Source organism: Leptospira borgpetersenii serovar Javanica (genome assembly GCF_003046425.1).
GTDB lineage: Bacteria > Spirochaetota > Leptospiria > Leptospirales > Leptospiraceae > Leptospira > Leptospira borgpetersenii.
Genome location: NZ_QAJG01000012.1, coordinates 100,396 through 118,700 on the forward strand (window position 1 = coordinate 100,396; position 18,305 = coordinate 118,700).

The window sequence follows — 18,305 nt, forward strand, 5'->3', positions numbered from 1 at the left end:
TGCGATCCTTTGCGTTCTTAATTTCTATATCAGCAAAGACGAATCAAAAACATAGTGAGTCTTTGTAATTTATCTCTTCCTTGGCCCGGCTGGGCTAAATCTTTTTCAATCGTCTTTCTGTAAATCGCCTTAAGATGATTCTTTAGAGTTCCTGAATGTACTCCGAGTTGTTGAATCAGAGGGGCCCTTGTTTGACCTGCGACTAAACGCTCGCAGATCTTTGCTTCTTGGCATGTTAGACCGTAATCTTTTTGAAGTTGAGAAAAAAGTAGCTCTCTCGCTTTTTCGCTCTGACCACCATTTGCAGAAATCAAATTCTCTTCGGGCGTATTCGTTACTTTCTCATCTTGCGAAGGAATGTCCACTTTACACAGGAAATTCGAAATGTTTCCCGTTTCGTCCCGAAGAGGTGTGATTCTTTCTTTCCAGGAAATTGTTTCCCCTGACCCATTTCGGTTTAAAAAATTTCCTTCGTATTCTTTTCCGGAAAGAATAGTTTTCCATAATTCTTCATAAAAATTCGGGTCATGAACACCCGCTTGAAATAATCTTGGATTCTTCCCGATCAACTCGTTTCGGTTATAGCCGGAAATAGTTTCAAAAACTGGGTTGATGTACTCAATCATACCGCACCGGTTCGTGATGAACATCGCGTGAGGATATTGATAAAAATAAGAAATTAAAATCGAGGAAAGATTCATATTTTTCTTACCTCCTCAATTTTGATTTTCATGGTAGACATAGATCCCTCCCTATCTCTTAAGGAATAAACGATTCTTCTTTATATTGAACCGCTATAAACATACCTAAGTATTTCGTTCGATTCGTCAACTAAGAGGTCTTTGAAAATCCTTCGAAATGTCGATAAAATCGGAAAATTGAATGAGTTAAGTGATGGACACTCGAGTTCAAACGAAAATATTCATCAAATTAATATTGTGATTTTATAAAGAAGAATTCATATACTTTTTCTTGTATGATATTAGACGAACGAAAATAAATTTATGAAACAAAGTTTAATGCCGAGAAAGAATCTGATCGGAATCGGAACCCGCACAAAAAATGCGGACGAAATGGATGAGAACGGAAAAATTCCGGCACTCTGGGGAAAATTTGTTTCCGAAGTTTTACCGAAACTTAAAAGAACGGAGGACTTTATCTATGCGGTTTATAAGGATTATGAAAGCGATGAAAACGGAGAGTATTTTTACTTCATTGGAATTCCTTCCGATGAAAAAGGTCTTTTCGAAACCGTTCAACTTCCGGAAGGGCGATATTTAGAACTATCTTCTTTCAAAGGGAAAATTCCGGAGATCATCGTTGAACTCTGGCAGAACGTTTGGTCTAACCTGGAATTAAAAAATAGAAGAGCTTTTAAAGTGGATTACGAAATCTATCCGATGGACTTTTCAACCAATCCCGAAACACAGGTGCTATTGTTTCTTTCGGATAAGTTTTAGATGCTAACTCGGTTGGGAATTCAGGGGATAAGATTTTACAAGGAGTCGGGTTCCTTGATGACAACTTCGGTTCCGCCGATGAATTTGGCCGTATGATAGATCTTCAACTCGTTATCGGAGATAAAAAATTCTCCTCTTGGTCCATGCGTCCTTGGATTCTATTAAAAGAAAATAATATACCTTTCACGGAAATTTCACTTACTTTGAATACTCCCGAGTTTCACGAAAAAATCGGATTTTATTCCGACGCGGGCAAAGTTCCGGTTCTTGTGGTCGGTGATGTCAAAATCTGGGACACTTACAGCATTGTGGAGTATTTGGCTGAGACTTTTCCCGAAAAAAATCTTTGGCCGAAAAACAAAGTTTTACGAGCCGTTGCCCGGTCGATTGTTGCAGAGATGCATTCTGGTTTTACCGATCTCAGAAGGAATTTATCGATGAACTTGGTCGAAAAACTGCATGGGAAAACGTTTTCCGAAGAGGTTTGGAAGGATATTAGAAGAATTGAATCTATCTGGAAAAAATGTTTGAGTTCTTATCAAGGCCCTTTTTTGTTCGGAAAAGAATTTACGATTGCGGATGCGTTTTATGCGCCTGTCGTGGGAAGGTTTATCACTTATGGAATCAAAACCGGTCCGGAAACGAGTGAATATATTTCTAAGATCAGCGATCTTTCTTCTTACAAGGAATGGGTCAACGAGGCTTTGAAGGAAAGCTAGAAACTATCTCAAAAATATCCGAGAATGATAGGACCGACGTTTTAAATAACGTGAGTTCAGCGTAACAGATGTGAAAGCGATTATTATGCTGCGATTCGTAGAACAGCACAAAAACTCAGGTGAAACGCTTTTTACGAAAGCGTTTCAGGTCACGAGCTATTTTAGCTATGAAATTTGCGAGCGACTTGCCCGAACTTTCTTACAACGCGTCCCAAAACCCCGGTTTACTTTGTCAGAAAGATCAAGCTGCAAGATTCTGTCTCATTTTTGGGACAGAATCTTATATCGAATTCATTAGAGTTGTTGAAAAATTCCATAATTCAAATTAACAAAACTGCTTTAATCGACCGTTTTCATGAAACGGAAACAGATGGAAAATTAATTTTTCAACAACTCTAATTTAAATAAAGATAAAGTATTTTTGAGATAGGTTTTAATCGTAATCAAATAGTCTACGTCCCTGTTTTTTAATCTAACTTTCTGTAAAATAGTTAATTCAAACATTCTAATGTATTTTCCGTATAGTACAAAGAAAGCCGGGACTATCTTTGTCGTCCCGTTGCCGTTGTCTGACGGATTGGATTCATTTTCTTTGTAAACGGAGTGCGTTCAGGACTACGGAAACCGAACTGAGAGCCATCGCTCCGCCTGCGATCCAAGGAGTTAGCAGTCCTGCGGCGGCGATCGGAATTCCAAGTGTATTGTAGAACAAGGCCCAGAATAGATTTTGTCGAATATTGTAAACGGTTTTCTTGCTTATGGAAAACGCGTTTACGATCGAAACTAGATCCCCGTTTACAATTACCACGTCTGAAGATTCCATCGCTACATCCGTTCCGGTTCCCATACTTATTCCAAGATCCGCAATAACCAGAGCGGGGGCGTCGTTGATTCCGTCTCCTACCATTGCCACTACTTTTCCGGCATCCATTAATTTCTTTATTTCCTTCGCCTTCTCTTGGGGAAGGATTTCGGCTAACACTTGTTTAATGCCGCAGACGTTCGCGATCGCTCGGGCCGTCCTTTCGTTATCTCCCGTGATTATGTAAATTTTCATACCGAGAGATTTTAGTTTTTCGACTGCGGTTGGAGTCGATTCTTTGATTCTATCCGCCAAAGAAAGAATCGCCGAGTGAGTTCCGTTCAGACTTAGGTGAACGACTGTGTTTCCTTCTTTTTCCCTGATTCGTTTCAGATCTAGGAGTTTAGGATTCAATTCGATTCCCCTTTCGCAAAACAATCGATCTGTGCCGATCACGATCTTTTCCCCCTGCACCGAAGCGGAAATTCCTCCTCCCGGTATTGTTTCGAAATCTTCCGGCATCGAAAGCAAAAGCCCTTTTTTTTGGGCGGATTCTACAATCGCTTTAGATAGAGGATGCTCCGATCCTTGTTCTGCAGAAGCGGCTAACGTGAGTAAGAAATTTTCCTCCTGAGAATTTAAACTTTCCAGATCTTTAAGAATGTGCTTTCCTAGAGTTAGGGTCCCGGTCTTATCAAAAACGATTGTGTCTACTTTATGAGCGATTTCTAATGCTTCTGCCGTTCGAAACAAAATTCCTAGAGTTGCCGCTTTTCCCGAGCCTGTTAGAATGGAAATCGGAGTTGCTAAGCCTAGGGCACAAGGACAAGCAATTACGAGAACCGCAATCGCCTTTTCCAGTGCTCCGGAAAAATGAGAGGGCTCTATCCAAAAATACCACAAAAACAACGTAAGAATCGAAATTAAAACGACTACTGGAACAAAAATTCCGGAAATTTGGTCCGCGATTCTTTGGATCGGAGCTTTGGAACCTTGCGCTTCCCGAACCACTCGGATAATCTCGGAAAGTAAAGTATCTTTTCCTACTTTAGAAGCCCTGAGTTTTAAAACTCCGTTTTGATTTAAAGAACCTCCGTAAAGAGGGCTGGAAACCGTCTTTTCTACGGGAATACTTTCTCCGGTTAACATTGATTCATCGACGGAGGAACTGCCTTCCTCTACGGTTCCGTCAACAGGAATCGTTTCTCCCGCTTTTATCAAAAGTAGATCTCCGGGACGAACGGCAAACAATGGGATCTCTTGAATTTCTCCGTTTCGAATGATTCTTGCGCTTTTAGGTTGTAAACCGACTAAGGATTGAATCGCTTTCGAGGATTTACCTTTTGCGATATGTTCCAAAAATTTTCCGAAAAGTATCAAAGTAATCAGTATGGAAGAGGTTTCGTAATAGAGCGGAATTTCCCCGTGAGCATACGTTCCGAATTCAAGAAAGGTCCAATAGACGCTGTAAAAATATGCGGCCGAGGTTCCTAAAACGACGAGTACGTCCATATTTGCCCCTTTGTTTCGAATAGCCCGAAAACCTCCTTTGTAGAAAGATGCGCCGATCCAAAATTGGACCGGTGTGGCGAGGGCGAACTGTAGCCAAGGGTTCATTATAAAAGAAAAATATTCAAAAATTTGATTGTTTCCGATATGTCCGATCATGCCGGAAACCATAGGAAAGGACAAAAGGGCGGATATGAAAACACGGACTTTTAGGTCTTTGAATTCTTTTGCGTGTGCTTTTTCAGCTTCTCCGTGAATTTCAAAGTCCTCTTGGACAAAGGCTCGGTAACCGAGAGAATCGATCTTGTCTAACAGAAGTTCTTTCTTTACCGAAGATTCGAATTCTACCGTTGCGGTTTCCATCGCGAAGTTGACTCTCGCATCTTTTACTCCCGGAACTTTCTTGAGTCCTTTTTCAATTCTAAGAGCGCAATTTGAACAAGTCATTCCGATGACGTCTAATGTGATCTCGCCCGGAAAAATTTCGTTTTTAACGTTCATTTTATTTCACCCGGAATATATCCTTCCTCCAGAAGAATCGATTTAATTTTAGATAATTCTTCCGGAGTCCCTTCTCCTTGATAAACGACTTCCTTTTTCTCCAGATTCGCTTTTCCAGTTAATCCGATTTTTTTTAGAGCTGATTCTACGGTTTTTAAACAATGGGTACAGGTCATCCCTTCCAATGCTAGTTTGATTTCTTTCATTTCATTTTCCTTTTATTTTCATTTAAGAATGTGATTTATGGTGGTCATAAACTCTTCTAAGATTTTAGAATCGTTTTCTTTAAATCTTTTGATTACACTGGTTTGGATATGATTTCTGATTAGAATTTTAGACATACCGTCCAAGGCCGATTTTATAGAGGATAACTGATTGAGTACGTCGTCGCAATATTCTTCCCTCTCTATCATTCCCTGAATTCCGCGGATCTGTCCCTCAATTATTCTCAGTCTTAAAATTAGATTGTTCGTAATCTTGGGATCCGAACTCAGTTTATGTTTTGGTTTCATATATGATATCCTCCCTATGTTATAGACCATATGGACATTTAAGTATTCTTTGTTAAGAGAAAATGTTTTAATCCGAAATTAGAAACTATCTCAAAAATATCCGAGAATGATCGGCATTCTAAGCAAAGATAAAGTATTTTTGAGATAGTTTCTATTATTTCAAGGTAGACTTTTACTTAAAAGCTACATGTAGGTTTCGATCAATTTTCACTGGGCAGATATCCTTTACAAACGATTCTATTTTATAGAAGTGCCTTTAAATAAGTGATCTTTTTGTTTGGAATGTGCCGACAACTTTGAAGTTTCTTGCGATTGACTGTCTCAGAACGTTGAATGTCACGGCAAAGACGTACAATCGAAGCCGTTTAATTTTCCGAAGTTTTTTCCAACCAATAATAAAAAACTGGGAGAATCACCAGAGTTAATAATGTGGAAGATACGATTCCTCCGATCACTACGGTTGCCAGAGGTTTTTGCACTTCCGATCCGAGCCCCGAACCGAACGCCATCGGTATAAATCCGAAAGACGCTACGAGCGCCGTCATGATTACGGGGCGAATTCGGCTCGTAGCTCCTTTTAAAACCGCTTCTTTTAGGGGAATGTTTTTTTCTTCGCGAATCCTGTGAATCGTATCCAATTTGACGAGTCCGTTTAATACAGATATTCCGCATAACGCGATACATCCCACGAAAGCGGAAACGCTTAAATCCATCCCTCTTAAAAAGAGAAACCAAATCCCTCCGGTTAATGCGAACGGAACACAAAAGAATACGAGCAAGGCTTGACGAATCGATTTCAGACCTAGATAGAGAACCACGAAAATCATCAAAAATGTAGTAGGGAGTATGACGGATAATTTTTCTTTCGCCTTCGAAAGATTTTCAATCTGTCCGCCCCAGTACACGGAATAACCCTGAGGGATATTTATATTTGAAATTTTATCCTTCGCTTCGGAATAAAATCCCTCTAAATCTCTTCCACGTAAATTCACCGAAACTGCTACGAATCTTCTGGATTTATTTCTAGAAATGGTCATGATTTTTTCTTTTTTTTCGATAGAAGCAAGAAGTTTAATCGGAATCATCCCTCCGTCCTGTGTGCCCACTCCTATATTCGATATTTCGGATTCACGATTTCTGAATTCTTCGGAGAGTCGGATTTTAATCGGAAACCGGACTTCCTCCTCGTAGTATCCTCCCAATTCGAATCCGCTCATAGAGGCCTCGACTACGTTGTTGAATAAAGGAAGTGATACGTTATAATATTTTAATTTAGATGGATCGGGAACGATATCGATCACTGTGGATTTTCGGAGAGCCATTATCGGGTCGAGTTCCACTTCCATTGCTCCCGGAATCTTATGTAGATTTTCTTTCAAAGAATTCTGTAAATCTAAGAGTGTATTTAGATCTTTTCCGAGAATTCTTACGCTGATATCTGCTCTACTTCCTTCCAGAAGCTCGTTGAATCTCGCTTCCAAAGGTTGGCTAAGAGTCAGTTCTGATTTTGGATAGTTTTCCTGGACTTTTTTATGGATTCGGTTTAAAAAATTCTCCCAATTTTTTTCCTTTAACAGATCCTCCAAAGATTCCTTTTTAAGAATGATAAACGTGTCGGCGTTAAAGGTTCCCATTGGGTCGTTTGCCACGGAACTGGTTCCGATTCTGGAGAACACACTCTGAATCTCGGGCATTTGCATTAGGATTTTTTCCACTTCCTTTTGCTCTTTCAAACTTTCTTCTATACTAATGTTTCCTTCTCTTACAATTACGAGCATCAAATCTCCTTCCATCAATTTCGGAAGAAAAACCGTTCCCATTCTGAAATAGATAAATAGGGTAAGCAGGAAAAACGAGATGGATCCGATTACAATCGGTTTCGGTTTATTCAATAGGATCGAAAGCAAGGTTTCATACAACGCTACAATTTTACTTTTTTTTATCTCTCGGTTCGAGATATTTCTTGTCGGGGCGATAAAAAAGAACAACAAAGGAGGAAGAAAAAACACCGCCAAAATCAAACTAAAACCTAAGGCTAGAAGAACTGTTTGGGCCATCGGACGAAACATCTTTCCTGGTATTCCGTCTAATGTTATAATCGGAACATATACGAGCATAATGACTATGATTCCGAAAGAGACGGGTTTTAAAACTTCCAAAGACGCGTTCAGGATTGTTTTGATCTTCTCTTCTCGATTGACGATGGAATTCCTTTCAAATCGTATCAGAACGTTTTCGGTAATCACGATGGAGGCGTCCACAAGGAGGCCAAAATCGATTGCTCCTAGACTCATTAGGTTTGCGGAAATTCCGAAAACCCTCATAAAAATCGCCGTCAAAAGCATCGATCCCGGAATGATCGTCGCGACAATGACCGAAGCTTTTATGTTGAAAAGAATGAAACATAAGGTCAAAATTACTAGAATCGCGCCTTCGGAAAGATTTTTAGTCACGGTTCGAATTGTGGAATGGATCAGAAACGATCTTTCTAGAAGAATTCTGACTTGTACGTCCTCCGGAAGATCTAAACGGAGCACCGCTCGATTCAGGTCCGCATTGACTTGATAACTGTTTTCTCCCCGCAACATCATAGCGGTTCCTAAAACGATTTCCTTTCCTTCGGAACTTGCTCCGCCTAATCTTTGTTTGCCGTGTTCCTTTACCTGCGCTATATCGGAAACTCGGATCGGTGAACCGGTGAAAGTACGACGAACCGTAACCTCGGACAAAGAGTTTAGGTTTTTCTTGATTCCATACGCTCTAACGATGGAGAGTTTTCCTTCGTCTTCGATAAAACCTCCCCCGAAACTTTCTCCGATTGTAGATAATTCTCCGATCAGTTGATCGATTGTGATTCCCAAAGTCCTCATTTTGGAAGGATTGAGATCGATATGAATTTCTTTTTCGTACCCTCCGTTGGAATCCACTTCTACGATTCCAGGCACAAGAGATTTTAACTGAGGACGAACCGTATAATCTTGCACAGTTCTCAAGTAAAGTAGCCGATCCTTTTCCGGAAGAGACATTAGGCGGCTTCCAGGTTTTGCCTCCACGGTATAAAAAAGAATTTCCCCGAGTCCGGTCGTATTCGGAACGATCGTGGGAACGATTCCTTTCGGAAGTTTTTCTTTAGCGCTTGTGATTCTCTCTAAAACCGTACTTCTGGCTTGGTAGATATCCGTTCCCTCCTTGAAGATCAAAGATATATTAGAAAGTCCGAATTTAGATATGGAACGAACGTCGATCAGATTCGGAATTCCCATCAGTTCGGTTTCAAGCGGAAATGTGATCACTTTTTCGATTTGCTCCGGATCCAAGGAACCCGTTTTAATGGTTACAATTACCTGCGTGTTCGTAATGTCCGGAACCGCGTCGATCGGCACTTCGTTCAAAGTAAAAAAAGAATATATAAATAAAAATAATGCGGTTCCAATGGAGAGGATCGGATTATTTAAGCTGATATTCAAAAGTTTGGACAGCATGTTGAAACGTTCCTATGATTTCTTTTTCGTTCGTAATGTGTAGTAGATTGAGTAGCGCTTCGAGGTGAGCGATTTGTGCGTCCAATATGGCGTGATGAGTTTCATGAAGTTGGTTTTCCAATTCCAGGTAACTCAACATTAAAATTCTCCCTTTTTTAAATTCCACATCCGCATAAATCAGATCTTTTTCTATTTCGTCTAACTTTGATAAATTAAAAAGTTTGAGATTGGTCTTGGATTGTTCGTAATCTAAAAAGGCTTGTTTAAAGGCCGTCTTTACGAGGTTTTCCTGATGGTGAAAAATCCCCTGCTTGGATTTTACGTTGACCTCGGCAGCCGAAATTTTATTTTGAAATTGGTCCCATACCGGAATCCTAAATTTAAGACCGAAGTCGTAAAATCGGTTGGATACTCCCGATCGGTCTTCTCCTACCTGACTGATGATGGAATAGTCTGGATATTTTTCTAAGTTAGCAAGATTGAGTTCCGTCTTTGCCTTTTCGATTTCTTCTTTGGCTGCCATTAAAATCAGGTTTTGTGAAAGCGCTTTGATTTGAAGTTCGTTGAAATTAAACTTCACTCCTTCCGAAAAAAAAGGGATTCGAAACGAAGGAATCGATTCGAGCATAAGATATAAATTCATAGCCTCGTATTGTTTGTGCGAATCCAATTCGAGATCATTGAAATGTTTTCGCAGGGCTAGAATTTTCCTTTGAATGATAAATAGGTCCGTTTTCGCCTGCGGGGTTACGAAAGGTCTCGCACGGATATAACTTTCCAAGATCGATAATCTTTTAAGACGTTCTTTAACGTGATTTCTTTTACCCATGGAAACTAAATAACGATAAGTGAACCTAAGCGCGTTAAACCGAATCGAATTGTTTGCTTCCGCGAGTTGAATCTCCTTAATTTTGGAATCGTTATCCACCAATAGTTGACGTAGTTCTTTGCGGCCCGGAAAATATACGGGTTGTTCGAACTGAAACGCATATTCCGCTCCGCTTTCGTTGGCCGCACTTCTTCGACCGTAATCCAGAGTCAAAAAAGGATTTTGAGTTTTTCCCTGTTGTTTACGCTGATAAAAAAGCGATTCCAAATCCGCATTCAAAGAAAGAAGCAACGGAGAATTTTTTTCCGCCAAGTCAAGAATAGTTTGAATGTCCAGCTCGGAACGAACTTCGGATCGAATTGGGAAAAAGAAAAGAACGGAAAGAAATATGAAACGTTTCAAAACGCATCTGACCCAAAAAATATTTTTTATCGAGTTCGATACTAATTTAAAAAAACGGAATATGTTTTCGGGAGTTCGACTCCGTTGCATCTGCATAATTTGCCTCGCATTTGAGTCCCTTAGGGTGAAAAATTTGCGTTTTAGGAACAAGCGGTAAAAGACATTTACTTCGAACTTGAAACGAAAGAACGTATATCCGTTTCATCCGATCTCAAAATCGAAAAAATAAAGAGTTTAGAGATTAAAGATTAAATTAAAAGACGGACGGAAGCGAGAGATCGAATTTCATTCGAACCATTTTCGACAAAATCGAACTCCATCTGTGCTGTGAAAGGAAAGAATGAAAAGGACGGGTTTGCGGAATAAATACGCAGCGGTATAAAGAACCTTAAAAGTTTGAAAAGGTAGGAATCCGTGAGAACGATTGAACTGGAATCCCATTCACAACCGGAAGTCTTTTCCGAATTCGATTCTTGATGACAAGAAGCTGAAGATAGCGGAGTTTGGACAATTCTATTTATTTTAGAATCGAATCCGCAGATTGGCCCGCAATTCAAAATCAATATAAGAACGGATAACAAAGTACATCCGATCCATATTTTAAAAATTGAGGAGACCATATCTCCAGCTTACTATACCTCAGAACTTGTCAACGGAAAAAACAATCTTGAGGCTTTTCAATCACTGTTTATCATTTCCCGAAACTTCTTTTTAAAAACGAAAGGAGCATTTTTGAAAATTCGAATGAGCGGCTGTCGAGCCTATTTTGAAGTCGTTTTTTATCGTCCTTCGAAATAAATTCCTTGTTAGAATATTCAAAAATATGAATTTACTCCCTTTTCTAAACGGTAAATGTCTTATCGCGTTCTTTTTCATATATGATCATTAATTCGTTTCGAATTTATAGCGAAAAATGTCATAGTCGCGAAAATCCTTGTTTATATCTATGTTGAGATCCAGGAGGATACCTTCTTTGAGGTTGTACACCCAGCCGTGAAGCTGAAGATTATTTCCCTGACTCCACGCGTTTTGAACGATCGTAGTCATACAAAGGTTATAAACCTGTTCTCTCACGTTTAACTCTACGAGTTTTTTGTGTTTTTCATCCTCGTCTAAAATTCCGGAAAGTTCTTTTCGGTTCATTCGGTAAACCTGTTTGATATGCCTAAGCCAAGCGTCGATCAATCCGTGGTATTTACCGTCTATTGCCGCCTTGACCCCACCGCAACCGTAATGACCACAAACGACGATATGTTTGACTTTTAGAACTTCGACGGAATATTGAAGAACCGACATCAGATTCATATCCGTATCGATTACCAGGTTTGCGATGTTTCTGTGAACAAAAAGTTCGCCTGCGTTTGTACCCGTCATTTCATTGACCGAAATTCTACTGTCGGAGCACGATATGAGAAGATATTTCGGAGTCTGGCCTAAAGCGAGATTCTTAAAGTAATTCGGGTCTTTTAAAAGTTTTTCTTCCACCCAAATCCGATTGTTCTCGAAAAGTTTTTGATAATCCTGTTGGATGATCGGGTCCAAGGGTTTGTTTTTGACTTTCTGATAAGTAGAGGTCACGTCGATAATCTCCACTTTGATATTGCGGAACTCGGCTACGATCTTAAAGTCTTCGATGATTTCCAAAACGTCCGGATCGATATATTTGGACTTGGAACCGTCTATGATCAAGTGCGCGTTATCCGGAACCTTATCTAGTTTGTACAACATGCTCGATTTGTTCAAAAAAGACACGTCTTCGGAAAGATCGATCTTTACCTCGACTCCGTAAGTCATTTCCTTTTTGTTGAATTCATAAGGATTCAGAATATTCCTTCTTACTATAAAGAACACGGAAAATAAACAACCGATTCCGATTCCTATAAGAACGTCCGAGAAAACGATTCCGATCAACGTTGAGATGAACGGAATAAATTGATCCATTCCTTTTCGGTATTGTGTTTGCAGAATTTTATAATCCGTAAGTTTGTAGCCTACGACCAAAAGTACGGCCGCCAAAGAAGCCAAAGGGATTTTTGAGATCCAAGTCGGGATCAGAATCAGAGATAAAAGAATCAACAAGCCGTGTAGGAATGCGGAGAATCTAGTCTTCGCTCCGGCTTGTAAATTCGTGGAACTTCGAATGATTACGGACGTGATGGGCAGTCCGCCAAAAATCGCAGAGAATAAATTTCCGGTTCCTTGGGCAATCAACTCGCGGTTTTTAGAGACGATTCTTCTTTGAGGATCCAATTTTTCGATCGCATCCAGGTTCAATAGGGTTTCAAGACTCATCACCAGACAAATCTTAATCGCGGTCAGATAAATTGCCTGATTTTTCCATTGAGAAAAACTCGGGAAATAATTCCCCCGAAAAAAATCCGTAATCCCGTTTAGTTGAATCGGCTGGATCATATGTTCCGAGCCTACGGCGATACCCAATTCGAAAGTTTTAAAAACTTCGTTTAACAAAACACTAACTAGAATCGCGACTAAAGATCCATGAATTATGAGTTTTTTATGTAGTTTCAGCTTTTCCCAGATCAAAATCAAAGCTAAGGAAACAGAAGATAGTATGATTGCTCCAGGAGTAAAACGATGAAATGCGGTCAGGATCTCCGAAAAAGTATTCTCCTGATCTTGTTGAAAAAAGACCATATCTCCTTCGTAATCCATATCGTAACCGATTGCGTGTGGAATCTGTTTTAAGATTAAAACCATTCCGATTGCTGCTAACATCCCCTTGATCACCGAAGACGGGAAAAAATTACTTAGAATTCCCGCTTTCAAAAAACCTAATGTGATTTGTAAAACTCCGGCCAAACAAAAAGCGAAAAGAAAATCGTTAAAACTTCCTAATGTTTGAATCGAATCGAAGACAATCACCGTAAGTCCCATGGCGGGACCGCTCACGGATAAAGGTGATTTACTGATCAGAGAAATTACGATACCCCCCACGATACCACTGATCAAACCGGAAACAATAGGTGTACCTGATGCAAATGCAACTCCGATACAAAGAGGAAGAGCGACCAAAAAGACGACGATACTAGAAGAAAGATCGTGTCTCAAATCGTTCCAAGAAACGTTAGGAAAAAAGTATAAGATATTCATATAGACAGACTCCTTGGGGTCAGGCCCCAAAATTTCGAAATTGTTAAATCGAGAGATAAAGGTTTTCTGGAGGTGGGTTTTCTATTTCCGAAAAGTATTGAATAAGAATTTGTTGGACCGGCTTACCGTAATGGACCATTTCTAAATCGTAATCGAATGTAAACTTATCTTCTTGAGATACGAGATCTTCTAATTTGAATTCAGTCGTTTCTTCCTTTTCTTCTTCTGGGGTTGATTCGTTTACGGTTGTTGATGGCGGGACATTTTTACCGAAAACACTGGATTTGGTCCATACAGTCGTACAATAGAAAATCAGAGCAATGTAGAGAAAAACAAAAAGTTTATGGTCCAAGTAGCTTAGAAATTTCATAGGCTTTTTAATGAGAACACTTTGGAAATTGTTTTTCAATGGAAAAGCATTTTAAAACAGTTCGTTTTTAATTTGAATCGTATCTCTTTAGGTGCGATTCAAATTAAAAATATGTGTTATTCCTTTCTTCTAGATGCCTTACAAGCTGAAGTTCGTTCGTTTTTGATGAGAATCGACGTACTTGTATCAAATAGAAAATCTTTTGTTTGAAATCTGACTAAAGCCTATGATTTAGAGTTTGTTCCCGAACCTTTAAGAAAAATTAGTTACAATCATTCCATAAATTCGTAAAAAAATGTAGGAGTTTTTACAAATTACGTCCCTTTGGTAGTTTATGAACTTTTTAACGAACTTTATTGTTGTTAAACTTCCGTGGAAGTTTCTACATCCGAGATTTTGGGACAAATTTTTAATTTTTGTTTTAAATTGGATTCAGTACATTCAAATCAATATCGAATTTACGAAAAAATTCGATTCAAACCGTTGCGGCTTTTACTTGAATCCTAATTTTTATATTTAGTAGATCGTTCCATGAGTATTTTCAAGCATTTTTTAACATTATAATAAACTTCATCTTTTTATAATTTAAATTTTTTCGTTTACTGAATTTTTCCCAAGAAGATACTCTATCTTAAATCGATTTTGAAAGTGGATTACTGATGGAATATTTGCAAAAAACTGAAAGAGAAATGGACATCATCACTTCTGTTGAACAAAAGCATCATGTCATTGCAAAGTATCTTTTAGAACAAGAACTCACTTTTAAAATTTATCCCTTTGATCGAAAGGCGGTGATTAAAAAAATTCTGGAAAAGGACGAAAAGATTCTCATTCAATTCTTGAACGTGGAAAATTTTCAGGAAGGAAGTTCTTTTACTCTTTATATGATTCTTGCAAAATACATCGAACTGGAATGTGTCTTCCTTCAGAAATTGGAAAATTCGCTTTTTATTGTTAAGGTGACAAAGCTCGCAATCGCTAGAAAAGATAGGGATAATCAAAGGTTTGCGGTCGAACCGGAAGCTATGTATGTGACTAATGTGGTATCTTCCAAGACTATAATCGAAGCGAATATGTTCAGTATTCCGACCTTGGTCAAAGTAAATTTCGAGGATTATAAGAGTCGTCTCAATCAAAAAACGGAAAATATCGTGGACATTGATATTTTTAAACCGGATTTGGATCGTAAGTTCCAAATCGTTAAAAAAACGCTCAAATATCTTCTCATAGAAAATACCCAAGATGAAAATTCTTATAAAAACGGTTCTCCGGAAAGGATCGACTATGAAAAGGAAGTGGACGACGATCTATCTTCTTGCATTAAAAAATACAAGGATCAGCAAATCGTTTCCGAATTGATTGTTCCGATCATCTACCTGAACCTCGAACAAGAACAAATCCCAATCGGTTACTTTTTGATACAGAGCAAGGAACAGGAATTTACGGAAAAATACGTTCTAGAAATTCAAACTCTCGCTAACGAAATGGTGGATAGAATCAAAGAGTCGAATACGATGAAAACAGCCGAGCATTTTCCGATCCTTAACGCTTCCAAGATGGGGATCTGTGTTAAGATCGAACACCCTCATCTGATAGAAACTTTACCAAAACAAGATGATTTTGTGTTCGACATTTTTTTTAAGATGCAGGCTCCGTTTACGGTTCACGGTTTGATTCGCTGGTTGGCCAAGGACGAGAATAACCATCTCATTTTAGGGATCGAACTCGCTGGAAAGTCGGACTTACCGGGAGAAAGAGCCCGTTACGAATCGAACATCGAATCTTTATCTAAAGAATAATCAGGTTAATCGGAAAATTCTAAAATTGGGTCTGATACGGATCTAAATACTCGTGATCCTTTCTCCAGGGACGCAGCCCGTGAAATTCCACTCCTGCTGCTTGTTTTGCGTTTAGAACGGTTTCTTTTTTCCGATGACGTATAACGCACTTCACGTTACCTATGTCGCTTTGCTCAATGTATCTAGGACTTCCATCCGGATCTCGATAGATATAACCGGCGATTTGATCCTTATCCATTTCGCTTTCCACCGATATCTCATAGTCGTCGAGACGTGTTTTGAAACGAAGTTTCGGATATTCTACTTTTGTCGAACTTCTCAGAGAGCGAAATATGGAATGCTGATGGATCGGAATGCCTCGTTTCAGAAGAGTGACAAAGGTCAAAGTTGGGGTAAAAGGCTGTGGGCGAACCGTCACGATTTCCATCGACCAATCGTCCGGATCGTCGTCGAACTTAGGGACAAAGGTCCAGAATAATTCGGAAACTCGATTTGTTCCCCAGATATGATTGAAATGTCCATTCGCATTTTGGAATGTGAATTTTCGGTTCCCAAGCTGGATCCAACCGGCAACCTCCGTAAAAGGGGAAGAGACGATACTTCTCGTTTTGGGAATCGGAGTTTTTTCCAACCAACGCGGAAGATGTCCGGTAGGTTCCAGCTTATGTCTGAATTCTAAGTCCCAGGCCAGATCTTCCGACATTGAGGTTTGGATTTTGCCGCGCATGTGGTCGGGTCCTACGGATGCTTCCGGAAATTCGATCGCATGTTCTTTGATCAACACTTCCTCATAGGGAAAAGACTGCGTCGTAGTTCGATGATTTTTCGGATTTTTACGATCAAATAAAGACACCCAAAGTGTTCCCATCGGAAACAGGTCGCGATTGTTTCTAGGATTAAGAGTGGAGTATCTTACCCAAAAAGCCTGGTCATTTTCAGGAATGAGAACGGCCGCAAACCAGATTTCGAATCTTGGTTTTACGAAACTCGCCGCGAATTTTGAAATAAAACTTTCTCTTAAGTTCATCTTTTGACAACATCCCAGCGAGCTTTTTTGAATCGAAAAAATTTAAACTCGACTTTTTTTTCTTTCCTTCAGGTATTCGATCACTGCAGGCATGACAGAGATAATAATAATCGCAAATATTACAATTTTAAAATTTCTTTTTACGAATTCCAAATTTCCGAAATAATACCCGCCCAGTATAAAAATAAGGATCCATAGAATTCCACCTATGACATTATATGCAATAAATTTAACGTACGTCATCGTCCCGATTCCGGCGACAAAAGGAGCGAAAGTGCGTATGATCGGAATGAATCTTGCAATAATGATCGTTTTTCCTCCGTAAGTCTCGTAAAACCGATGTGCCTTTTCCAAATGTTCCTTTTTGATCATGGGTATTTTTTCTTTTTCTAATATCTTTTCTCCGATAAAATTTCCGACCGAATAATTTACGGTATCCCCTAAAATCGCGGCAATTATGAGAAGAATTAATGTACTTCCTAGATCCAGAGAACCTCTCGCAATAAACGTTCCGACGGCAAAAAGTAGGGAATCTCCGGGAAGAAAAGGTGTTACGACCAAACCGGTTTCGGCGAAAATGATCAAGAATAGGATAACGTAAGTCCCGTTTTGATACGTCTGAATGATCGTATCAAAATGTGTTTCCAAATTTAAAAAGAGATCGAGAAAAAACTGAAGAGTTTCCAAATTGCCTCCCTTGTTCGAAAGAACGAGGTCCTATTGTGAATTGAATTTAGGATAGGATTTATCCGGGAGCGGGTAAGTCAAACGTGTAAAACCCTAAAAAAGCAAACGTTCTGTTTCGGAGTTATAACGGAAAATTTTCGTCGGATAATTCAATCGGATCGAATTTGAGGAAATACCTTTTCGATCCGGTTTGATTCTCGCGTCGAACTCAACCTGGTCTCCTAATTGAAGGTCCATGGTTTGAAACTTTCGGGATAAATAAAATAACTGAGATTGGATTACCGATTTTCCGGAAATTAAAAGACGAATATCCTGCAATAGAATTCGGGATTGTTCCGGATTTTTATGGTGTAGGATCGACCCAACCATTCCGCGAAAACGAGTTCTTTTGCGGGGAAGAATGTGAAGCGAGTTTTGCGCTGTCATTTTACTTATAACCTTTTATATATTATGTGTTTGCCAAGTCTAAAAATTCAGTCCCGAAAAAACTTTCGAAAGCGGTTTGATTTTTACTTCGAATGGAAAAGGAAATGAACTTCCGGGCAACTCCGATTCAAAATCAAAAATCTCTTAAAACGTTTTCTTACTGTGCGTCCAAAACTTGCGGCTGGGCGGATTCTAATAGGAATGATTTCCGATTGATTTAAAGTTTGTCCCAAAACCTCGGATGTTGGAGCTCCTACAAAAGTGCTCCAACGATAAAATCCGTTAGAAAATCCATAAATCAACAATCTGCGGGAATTTCCACACTCTATTACGAACTTATAAAATGATTGTGCTGATTTCTTTTCAGGTTTTGGGACAAGTTCTAAAGAAATCTTATTTTTCCTTTCTTTTACTGTTCGGACGTATGAAAATAATACTATGATGAGTTTGTTTCAAAATGTAGAATCTTCTTCAATAATTCGGGAATTTTGGATTGTACACAATAAAATGGACGATGCCCATTCAAGATTGGGATGGCGAGCGATCCTTAGAGAGCCATAACGTTACCCACAAGTTAAGAAGGCTTTTGGGATCATAAGGATCAAAAACTGATATTTTTCAAGTGTTCCGACAAGAATGAGGCTTTTTACTTGCAAGAAGTATGATTTT

General features: G+C 39.2%; 15 protein-coding genes. 3 read left to right on the forward strand and 12 right to left on the reverse strand.

Going from position 1 to position 18,305, the window contains the following annotated elements:
- Positions 1-29: 29 nt before the first annotated feature.
- A complete protein-coding gene (locus CLV95_RS11590) occupies positions 30-701 on the reverse strand; it encodes a PAS domain-containing protein (protein ID WP_107694962.1) in 672 nt (223 codons plus the stop codon).
- A gap of 303 nt (positions 702-1,004) precedes the next feature.
- Between CLV95_RS11590 and CLV95_RS11595 the strand changes: the two genes are divergently transcribed.
- Together CLV95_RS11595 and CLV95_RS11600 are read left to right on the forward strand one after the other, a co-directional pair.
- Complete coding sequence (locus CLV95_RS11595; RefSeq protein WP_002726547.1) at positions 1,005-1,460, forward strand: GyrI-like domain-containing protein; 456 nt, start codon at positions 1,005-1,007, stop codon at positions 1,458-1,460.
- 92 nt (positions 1,461-1,552) lie between these two features.
- Positions 1,553-2,179 carry a glutathione S-transferase family protein gene (locus tag CLV95_RS11600; RefSeq protein WP_002726564.1) on the forward strand — a complete coding sequence of 209 codons (627 nt, stop codon included), beginning with the start codon at positions 1,553-1,555 and terminating at the stop codon, positions 2,177-2,179.
- A 583-nt stretch (positions 2,180-2,762) separates the two neighbouring features.
- Here CLV95_RS11600 and CLV95_RS11610 read toward each other — a convergent pair.
- From CLV95_RS11610 to CLV95_RS11650, 8 genes are all read right to left on the reverse strand, one after another.
- A complete protein-coding gene (locus CLV95_RS11610; protein ID WP_002733264.1) occupies positions 2,763-4,991 on the reverse strand; it encodes a heavy metal translocating P-type ATPase in 2,229 nt (742 codons plus the stop codon).
- Complete coding sequence (locus CLV95_RS11615; RefSeq protein WP_002733302.1) at positions 4,988-5,197, reverse strand: heavy-metal-associated domain-containing protein; 210 nt, start codon at positions 5,195-5,197, stop codon at positions 4,988-4,990. Before CLV95_RS11615 ends, CLV95_RS11610 begins: the two co-directional genes overlap by 4 nt.
- Before the next feature lie 18 nt (positions 5,198-5,215).
- Positions 5,216-5,503, reverse strand: a complete 288-nt coding sequence (locus tag CLV95_RS11620) for a metal-sensing transcriptional repressor (protein WP_002727782.1) — start codon at positions 5,501-5,503, stop codon at positions 5,216-5,218.
- A gap of 365 nt (positions 5,504-5,868) precedes the next feature.
- Positions 5,869-8,985: an efflux RND transporter permease subunit gene (locus CLV95_RS11625; protein ID WP_002727786.1), complete on the reverse strand. Its 3,117-nt coding sequence runs from the start codon at positions 8,983-8,985 to the stop codon at positions 5,869-5,871.
- Complete coding sequence (locus CLV95_RS11630) at positions 8,951-10,312, reverse strand: TolC family protein (RefSeq protein ID WP_026054890.1); 1,362 nt, start codon at positions 10,310-10,312, stop codon at positions 8,951-8,953. The genes CLV95_RS11625 and CLV95_RS11630 overlap by 35 nt, the downstream gene beginning before the upstream one ends.
- A 152-nt stretch (positions 10,313-10,464) precedes the next feature.
- Positions 10,465-10,836 carry a hypothetical protein gene (locus tag CLV95_RS11635; protein ID WP_016749515.1) on the reverse strand — a complete coding sequence of 124 codons (372 nt, stop codon included), beginning with the start codon at positions 10,834-10,836 and terminating at the stop codon, positions 10,465-10,467.
- 265 nt (positions 10,837-11,101) lie between these two features.
- A complete protein-coding gene (locus CLV95_RS11645; protein ID WP_002727765.1) occupies positions 11,102-13,327 on the reverse strand; it encodes a SulP family inorganic anion transporter in 2,226 nt (741 codons plus the stop codon).
- A 43-nt stretch (positions 13,328-13,370) separates the two neighbouring features.
- Entirely contained in the window at positions 13,371-13,697 is a 327-nt protein-coding gene (locus CLV95_RS11650; protein WP_016749516.1) for a hypothetical protein, read from the reverse strand.
- 659 nt (positions 13,698-14,356) lie between these two features.
- On the opposite strand from CLV95_RS11650, the gene CLV95_RS11665 reads away from it, so the two are divergent.
- Positions 14,357-15,496 carry a DUF1577 domain-containing protein gene (locus CLV95_RS11665; RefSeq protein WP_002727776.1) on the forward strand — a complete coding sequence of 380 codons (1,140 nt, stop codon included), beginning with the start codon at positions 14,357-14,359 and terminating at the stop codon, positions 15,494-15,496.
- Positions 15,497-15,515: 19 nt separating this feature from the next.
- Here CLV95_RS11665 and CLV95_RS11670 read toward each other — a convergent pair whose 3' ends face one another.
- The 3 genes from CLV95_RS11670 to CLV95_RS11680 form a co-directional block, all read right to left on the reverse strand.
- On the reverse strand, positions 15,516-16,523 hold the full coding sequence (locus CLV95_RS11670) for a hypothetical protein (protein WP_002733291.1): 1,008 nt from the start codon (positions 16,521-16,523) through the stop codon (positions 15,516-15,518).
- A 42-nt stretch (positions 16,524-16,565) separates the two neighbouring features.
- The gene (locus CLV95_RS11675) at positions 16,566-17,210 is read right to left on the reverse strand and encodes a DedA family protein (RefSeq protein WP_002733220.1); all 645 of its coding nucleotides are present in this window, start codon (positions 17,208-17,210) and stop codon (positions 16,566-16,568) included.
- 93 nt (positions 17,211-17,303) lie between these two features.
- Positions 17,304-17,636, reverse strand: a complete 333-nt coding sequence (locus tag CLV95_RS11680) for a hypothetical protein (protein ID WP_002727759.1) — start codon at positions 17,634-17,636, stop codon at positions 17,304-17,306.
- Positions 17,637-18,305: the final 669 nt, after the last annotated feature.